Origin of the sequence: Segatella hominis (genome assembly GCF_004535825.1) — a bacterium.
Lineage (GTDB): Bacteria > Bacteroidota > Bacteroidia > Bacteroidales > Bacteroidaceae > Prevotella > Prevotella hominis.
This window is the reverse complement of record NZ_SGVY01000086.1, coordinates 1-7,925: the sequence shown is the minus strand read 5'-3', so window position 1 is coordinate 7,925 and position 7,925 is coordinate 1. Positions and strand designations below refer to the sequence as shown.

General features: G+C 42.3%; 8 protein-coding genes. 7 read left to right on the top strand and 1 reads right to left on the bottom strand.

What is annotated here, in order from left to right; translation table 11 throughout:
* Window positions 1-130: 130 nt before the first annotated feature.
* From EXN75_RS16645 to EXN75_RS16630, 4 genes are all read left to right on the top strand, one after another.
* Entirely contained in the window at window positions 131-874 is a 744-nt protein-coding gene (locus tag EXN75_RS16645; protein WP_134844666.1) for a WecB/TagA/CpsF family glycosyltransferase, read from the top strand.
* A 149-nt stretch (window positions 875-1,023) separates the two neighbouring features.
* On the top strand, window positions 1,024-2,253 hold the full coding sequence (locus tag EXN75_RS16640) for an adenylyltransferase/cytidyltransferase family protein (RefSeq protein ID WP_134844665.1): 1,230 nt from the start codon (window positions 1,024-1,026) through the stop codon (window positions 2,251-2,253).
* Entirely contained in the window at window positions 2,216-3,412 is a 1,197-nt protein-coding gene (locus EXN75_RS16635; RefSeq protein WP_167639571.1) for a sugar MFS transporter, read from the top strand. Before EXN75_RS16640 ends, EXN75_RS16635 begins: the two co-directional genes overlap by 38 nt.
* A 458-nt stretch (window positions 3,413-3,870) precedes the next feature.
* Window positions 3,871-4,104, top strand: coding sequence for a dephospho-CoA kinase (locus tag EXN75_RS16630; RefSeq protein WP_134844664.1), 234 nt, complete (start codon window positions 3,871-3,873; stop codon window positions 4,102-4,104).
* A gap of 8 nt (window positions 4,105-4,112) precedes the next feature.
* On the opposite strand, the gene EXN75_RS17910 is transcribed toward EXN75_RS16630, so the two are convergent.
* The gene (locus EXN75_RS17910) at window positions 4,113-4,340 is read right to left on the bottom strand and encodes a hypothetical protein (RefSeq protein ID WP_167639570.1); all 228 of its coding nucleotides are present in this window, start codon (window positions 4,338-4,340) and stop codon (window positions 4,113-4,115) included.
* 292 nt (window positions 4,341-4,632) lie between these two features.
* Here EXN75_RS17910 and EXN75_RS16620 point away from each other — a divergent pair, with 292 nt between their 5' ends.
* From EXN75_RS16620 to EXN75_RS16610, 3 genes are read left to right on the top strand one after another with little or no spacing between them, the layout of a single operon-like run.
* A complete protein-coding gene (locus EXN75_RS16620; RefSeq protein WP_134844663.1) occupies window positions 4,633-5,556 on the top strand; it encodes an FRG domain-containing protein in 924 nt (307 codons plus the stop codon).
* Window positions 5,557-5,561: 5 nt separating this feature from the next.
* Complete coding sequence (locus EXN75_RS16615; RefSeq protein WP_134844662.1) at window positions 5,562-7,313, top strand: DUF4209 domain-containing protein; 1,752 nt, start codon at window positions 5,562-5,564, stop codon at window positions 7,311-7,313.
* A 60-nt stretch (window positions 7,314-7,373) separates the two neighbouring features.
* Window positions 7,374-7,826 carry a hypothetical protein gene (locus EXN75_RS16610; RefSeq protein WP_134844661.1) on the top strand — a complete coding sequence of 151 codons (453 nt, stop codon included), beginning with the start codon at window positions 7,374-7,376 and terminating at the stop codon, window positions 7,824-7,826.
* Window positions 7,827-7,925: the final 99 nt, after the last annotated feature.

The following is a 7,925-nucleotide window of genomic DNA, read 5'->3' as shown; positions in this document are numbered from 1 at the left end:
CGCTTTATGGGGTAAGGGGATTTTGTGTCTGCGACATTTCTGTTGTGCAAGAAATATGTACAATAAAATGAATTTTGTCGCTTTGCAAGCAAAATCCCACTAAACCCTATAGGTTGCGGATTTGAGGATAATGTTTTGTTTAAAATCTTTGGATATTTTGGGTAGTAAGGCGGAACTCGCCTCACTGCCTGAGGGCAAATTGCTCATAAATACTGTTAATGCTCATTCTTATAATACGGCTCGGAAGGACTCGCTCTTTGCTGATGCCCTGACAAATGGCGATGTGTTGATTCCGGATGGTGTGAGCATCGTAAAGGCGTGCAAGTGGATCAAGGCAAAGAGTCAGCCGAAGGAACGTATTGCGGGATGGGACTTGTTTGCTTTCGAAATGGATAAACTTGAAAGAGAAAGTGAAGAGTTAAGAACGAAGAGTGAAGAATCCAAGATTGTGATGTTTATGGGTAGCTCGCAGAAGGTGCTTGACCTGATCGTGAAGCGTGCTGCTGAGGTGTATCCTCACCTGAAGGTAGTGACGTATTCGCCTCCGTATAAGCCTGAGTTCTCGGATGAGGACAACAGGGCTATCATTGATGCCATCAATGCTGCCAACCCTGATCTGCTCTGGATTGGCATGACGGCTCCAAAGCAGGAGAAGTGGACGTACTCTCATTGGAATGAGTTGAACATCCATTGTCATGTGGGTACCATCGGTGCTGTCTTCGACTTCTTCGCTGGTACCGTGGAGCGTGCACCAATCTGGTGGCAGGAGCATGGCCTGGAATGGCTCTATCGCTTGATCAAGGAACCTAAGCGTATGTGGCGCAGATATATCATCGGTAATAGCTTATTCCTCTGGAATATGGTGAAAGAATAGGATGGAGAAGCAACATCAGATATTCTTTGATTTCCTAAGATTCTGCATCTTTATTCCCGGATTCCTGGTGATATTGATATTTGGGTGGAAGGTGGAGATATCTCCCCTATTCTGATTTCGGAGACTCTATAATTAATGATAAACAACAAATGAAGAAGAAAGTTTTTGTGAGCGGTTGCTATGACCTGCTACATTCTGGTCATGTGGAGTTTTTCCAGCAGGCATCACGGTATGGTGAACTGTATGTGGGTATCGGATCGGATGCTACTTATCTGGAGTATAAGCATCGCAAGCCTATGTTCCCGCAGGAGGAAAGGCTATTCATGGTCAAGAATATCAAGGCGGTGAAGGATGCGTATATCAATGAGGGAAGCGGAGTCATCGATTTCCTGCCAACTCTTGATAAGGTGAAACCGGATGTGTTTGTGGTGAACGCTGAAGGTGGGTCTGATGAGAAACGTAGGATCTGTAAGGAAAGGGGCATCGAATATGTCGAACTCCAGCGCACGCCTCATGCGGGTTTGAAGGCACGGTCTTCTTCTGACTTGAAGAAGGCGTTATCGAATGTATCTGAGAATTCGGCACAGGAGGCGGGGATTCCTACCCGTCTGGATCTGGCTGGTACATGGATTGACCAGCCTTATGTAAGCATGTATCATCCGGGATGGGCGATTACCATCTCGCTGGAACCGACCTTTGAAGTGCGCGACCGCTGTGGTCTGTCTACCTCTACCCGTAAGATGATTCAGAAGATATGGCCGGTGAAGTTGCCGAAGATGGATCCGGAGATGCTCGCCCGACTGGTATTCTGCTTTGAGAACAATCCGGAGCGTCACGATGGTATAATCTCTGGTGCCCAGGATTCTATCGGTATCTGTGTTCCCGGTCTGGTGCGTCATTATTATGACAACAACTTCTGGCCGGAGAAGATAGAGAGTACGCAGGATGAGATGACCCTCCGTTTCCTGGAAGACCACCTGGTGATGATTCCGATGGAACCGAGAAGACCGGGATGCAGTGTGGTGGAAGGTAAGGATATCACGCTTGAGAAGGTGAAGGCGCTGGCTGATGCAGCTGATGCCTGCTGGAAGGCGATCCTGGCGCACGACCTTGATGCCTTTGCTGCAGCATACAGGGCATCTTTCGAGGCCCAGATTGCGATGTTCCCGGGTATGGTGAATCCGTCTATCAACGGTGTGATAGAACCGGAGGCGAGTGTGCAGCCGATGATTGACCGCTACAGCAGCATGGAGGAGGTTCTGGCATGGAAGATGCCGGGAGCTGGTGGCGGCGGTTATCTGGCACTGGTAGTAAAGGACAGTCTTAAATTTGCAGAGAATCATGACGAAGCCATCCATCTTCAGATACGAAGGGCATAGCTATCTGGTGCCCTTCCTCATCATCAGCAGTCTCTTCTTCATGTGGGGCTTTGCTCATGGCATCCTGGAGGTGCTGAATCCGCATTTCCAGGAGTTGTTCCATATCAGCAAGGCGATGTCGGCCTTGACGCAGGCTGCTGTCTATGGTGCCTACTTCCTGATGGCACTGCCTGCCGGATGGATTATCCGGAAGTGGGGCTACAGGAGGGGAGTGATAACAGGACTGGTGCTCTTCGGTATCGGTGCTCTGATGTTCATACCGGGAAGCAGGATCAACAGTTTCTACTTCTTCGTTCTGTCGCTGTTTGTGATAGGATGCGGACTGACCTGTCTGGAAACGAGTGCGAATCCTTATACTACGGTACTGGGACATCCTGACAAGGCAGAGAGCAGAATCAACCTGTCACAGTCGCTTAATGGTATCGGATGGATTGTAGGACCGCTGGTTGGCGGACAGCTTCTGTTCTCGGGTGTCAACATTGCCATCCCTTATGCCCTGGTGGGTATCTTCGAGCTTGCTGTGGCACTGGTCCTATCAAGGATTAAGTTGCCAGACCCAAGGAGAGCGCATGAGGCGGATACGAACGAGATGGTGGAGGAGAAGCCGATGCGAGTGATGGCATTCGGTTTCGGTATGCTGACCTTGTTTCTTTATGTGGCTGCCCAGACGGGTGTGAACAGTTTCTTCATCAACTATGCTGAGGAGGGTATTCATATTGAGAAGCAGACTGCCAGTCTGTATCTCGCCTTTGGCGGAATGGGTCTGTTCTTTATCGGCAGGTTGGCTGGTGGTGTCATCATGAATTATATCCAGCCAAGGCTGGTGCTGCTGGCTTGTGCCATCCTCACCTTTGTTGCCACATTGATTGTGGTGGTATGTAGCGGTACTTTATCTCTCATTGCGTTTTTCGCCCTGTATCTGGGAGAGAGCATCATGTTTCCGACTATCTTCTCGCTGGCATTGAGGGATGCGGGTACAAAGCCCAAATTGGCCTCTTCGTTGCTTATCATGACGATTGTGGGTGGTGCGGTCGCTCCAGTAGTCATGGGGTATATAGCAGATACTACAGGGAGTATGCCGATAGCATTTCTTATACCGTTGGTATGTTATGGGGTGATTGGAGGGTATGCACTTTCGAAACCTTCTGCCTCCCTTTAGCCTAAAGGAGTTTTTTCGAAAACCTACCCGTCCTTCCTTACCCTTAAGGAAGGCTCCACCTTTCACCCCGGCCCTCTCTCCTCAGGAGCGAGGGAGAAAACCGCCCTACAGTGCTATATTTGCCCCACCTGTCCCTCCCCTGCGGGAGGGTCCTTAACCCACTCCCAAGCCCTCGCCCTTTCCAAAAGGGCAAGGGATGTAACCGCACCTTCTCGGTGCTCGGAACCGCTACGCTCTAAGGTTGGCGGGGCATCAAAGCCCTCGCCAGATATTGTGCGGGATGGGACCGCCTTACTATAGCTTGCTGAGGTAGGGAACTGCTGTTTACAGTTAATAGTTTATAGTTTACAGATTTTTGTGGTAATTTGTTGATAACTTGCAGATTTCTTGTGATTTTCTTGGTGGTTTCGAGGAAAAAAGTGTACTTTTGCGGTTAGATATTAATAAAATGAATTATTATGGCACAGGTATCAACAATGAATCAAGCTCAATTGCAAATCCTCGATATGCTGTCTTTTATCAAGACTCCTGAGGCTTTGCGTGATTTGAATAAGGTAATCTCCGATTATTTTGTTCAGATGGCTGATGCTGAATTAGATAGGATGTGGAATGAAGGAACCCTGAATGAAGAACGTATCGAGAGTTTCCGGCATCTCCATGAACGTACTCCATACAATAAACCAATATTATAATCTTTAGGTTATGAAGTATGTAGCGGAACCTTATCTCTCTTTGCGTTTTTCGCCTTAAATCTGGGAGAGAGCATCATGTTTCCGACTATATTCTCACTGGCATTGAGGGATGCGGGGACAAAGACCAAGCTTGCTTCTTCGTTGCTTATCATGACGATAGTGGGTGGTGCGGTTGCTCCAGTAATCATGGGGTATATTGCGGATACTACGGGTGGTATGGCGATAGCCTTTCTCATACCGTTGGTATGTTATGGGGTGATTGGAGGATATGCACTTTCGAAACCCTCTGCCTCCCTTTAGCCAAAAGGAGTTTTTTCGAAAACCTACCCGTCCTTCCTTACCCTTAAGGAAGGTTCCACCTTTCACCCCGGTCCTCTCTCCTCAGGAGCGAGGGAGAAAACCGCCCTACTCGGTGCTCGGAACCGCTACGCTCTAAGGTTGGCGGGGCATCAAAGCCCTGCGCCATGTTATGCGGGTTGGGACCGCCTGGAGAAAACTCTACTTTTTAATTATCGGTTTTCTTAAATTATGGAATTAAAACGTGCTTTTATAGAAACGAAGATAAAAGAGTGGAATGATTTGTTTCTGTTAAATCAGAAATTTATGTCAAACTTTATATTTCGTGGACAAGCTAATTCAGAATGGTCGTTAAGGACTTCGCTTGAAAGGTTGATAGAGAACCATCATCCAACACCTTCACGTGACAAAGCTCTTTATTATATCTACGAGTCTGAGATGATCAAAGAGCTTAAATGGAAATTTCCTAGTTATGAGAAAAATCTAATTCCTAAGGATGGTGAATTGATAAAATGGTTGTCTATCATGCAACATTTTGGTGCACCAACTAGATTATTAGATTTTTCCCAATCTATGTATGTTGCTCTTTTTATGGCAATGGACAATTCCTTTTATGATAATTTTTCAATTTGGTGTATTAACAAAGACGAATTAAATTTGCCTATTTTTCAAAAGTATATTAAAGGAAATCAGGTTAATACAGTATCTATGGATGCATTAGATGATATGGTGTACAATATGGCTAATGATTCTATTGCAAATCAACAAGTGCGAATTGATCGTATTGCGAGACCAAGATACTTATTTATGGTTAGACCAAGGATGTGTAATGAGCGTATAAGCCGTCAACAAGGTTTGTTCTTGGTACCATCCACGGTTAATGTTCCTTTTGAGGAAATTTTAAAAAGATATTATAATGAAGAAAACCATTTTATGGTTGATATTGATGATTTGAAAAATTGGTCTTATGAGAAAACCCTCTCTCAGCAAGCTATTTCTGTACTGAAAATAAATATCGGTAAGGAAGATAAACTCAGGTTGACAAAGGCTTTGCATCAAATGAATATTACCTCGGAAACAATGTATCCAGGATTGGATGGTCTTGCAAAATCAGTGGGTAGATTACGAGAAGGATTAGGTGATTATAAAGATTGATAATTATGGAGTTAAATGATATTCTTGCAAAATATGAATCGGAAGAGTATTTCGAGTTCTATGATTTGTCTTCTGACCTAGGTAAATTATCCTCTGAAGATAATTCTTTGGCAGTTAAGGCTGAATGTTTAGCCATGGCTTTTTCTGAAGGCGGCCATAATGATTGGGAAACTTTTTATGGGCCGACTATTACATGGACTGTAAAAAGCACAGGTGAATTAGTGTATTCTCCTGATAAGAAAGAGATAACAAAAGAAATTCTTGAATATTGGTACAATCGAGCAGAAGAGACTAGTAATCCTCTGCTGAAAATGCGATATACTGGTTTGCTGTGGGATTTTAGTAAGAATATAACGGGTAAAGAGGCTGATTTTAAAACTGTCAAGTTGGTATTTATCCGTTCTGTTTTTGATATCATAAAAAAGGATAAACTACAACATTGTATGACTGGCTTGACTTATTTGAACATAGCTATTGAAAGAGCTATAAGTTTAAGACAGTATGAACTCATAAATGAAGGTATGAAATTGCTCCTTGGCTATGTATCCAAATATGCTGATGATTCAAAGCCTGGAATATGGGCAGAGCCCCTTTCTCTCTTGACTAAGCATAATAAGGCCTTGGCTGATTTCGAAATGGAAATCGTACAAGATAACAGGGATAGGTTGGAGCGGTTGTTTAATCTTTGTAAAGAGAAAGGTTGCATTACTGATTCGTATGCTCATGTTCTTTTGGATGAGGCAGAATTGTTAGCTGATTATTATAAAAATAAAAAGCAACAAGATTGCATACTTGAGGTTTTGGATAAAGCTTTAGTAGGTATACATTTTTCTTTTAAGCTGAAAGGAGCAATGTGGGCGCAAACTATGTTGCAGAAAATGCAAGATGTTTTTAGGAAGTTTAATTTTGATAAGCAGGCTAATTATTTGTATCTGGAAATACAAGATTTAGGTTCTACTGTATTTGAAGAAATGACTCCTAAAGAATATTCTGTTCCTATTGATGGAAAAGTGTTTGATGATTATTTGGAAAAGGTTACATCGGGTTCAATAAAAGAGGTCTTAGATGCATATACAATAGAATATTTACCTAATATGGCTGTTGAAATAGAGCGCCAAAAGAAGGAAAAGGAATTAGCACCTTTGTTGGATATGACTCATACTGTTATTTATGATTGGACAGGTATGCCAATTTCTCATTTGGGTTCGGGAAAAAATGCTGAGAAAAATAAATTGTCTTATGGTATATATAGAAGAATGATCTTCTTCTCATTCTATATGCAATTACACATTCGAAAAATGGAAGAGAAAAAGCTTTATACATATGATAGTGTCATTGAACGATTCAATGATTCTCCTTTTATTGTAAAGGAACAAAGAGAACAATTTGAGCGAGGAATAAAAGCTTATTTTGATTCAGACTTTTTAGTTGCTTGCCATTTACTTGTTCCTATTTTTGAGTCAGCTATAAGAAGATTAGCTGCTTATAGTGGTATAAATGTATTTAGTCTTAATAAAGACGGAGACAATGAGTATAAAACTCTTGATAAATTATTAGAGAATTTGAAAGAGGATAAGCGCATTCCTACTGATATTTATGAATATTTCCAAAACTTATTTACCGATAAGTTCGGATGGAATATCAGAAATCTAATCAGTCATGGACTATTGCAAACTGGGGCTTTCAATAAGATAATGGCTGATAGAATTATACATGCCTTCTTAACACTAAGTCTTATTAAGGCTAATCCCGTTTAGAAGAAACAGTATGCTGTATTTGCTGAAAAGGAAAAGTATATAATTTTATATTGCGTAATTATGGGCAAAGAAATTGAAAGTTCAACTATAAAAACAACAGATATAATATTAGCGAGTTGCGTAGTTGCAATTATAATTGTATCAGCTGTTTGGTGTTGTAGAACGTGTTTTAAGCCTGAAGTTCAACCCATAAGGATTGAAATAACGGCTTCCGATTCCTTGAAAATGGCTAATTATTTATCTAAGGAACAGGCAGATAGTTTGATATCGATCGTCAGGAGGCATGAACGGGAATTAGCAGAAAGATACCAATATGCTTTGGAACAAAAAATGAATCAAGATCAGTACTTCTCGTTTGGTACATTTTTAGTTGGTGTGATACTTTCAATATTTGGATTTTTTGGATATAAATCTATAAAATCAATAGAAGAAAAGGCTAATAAAGATGCTGAACGTGCAGCTAAACTGACATCAGAAGAGGTTACCCTCAAATCCGCAACCTATAGGGTTTAGTGGGATTTTGCTTGCAAAGCGACAAAATTCATTTTATTGTACATATTTCTTGCACAACAGAAATGTCGCAGACACAAAATCCCCTTACCCCATAAAGCG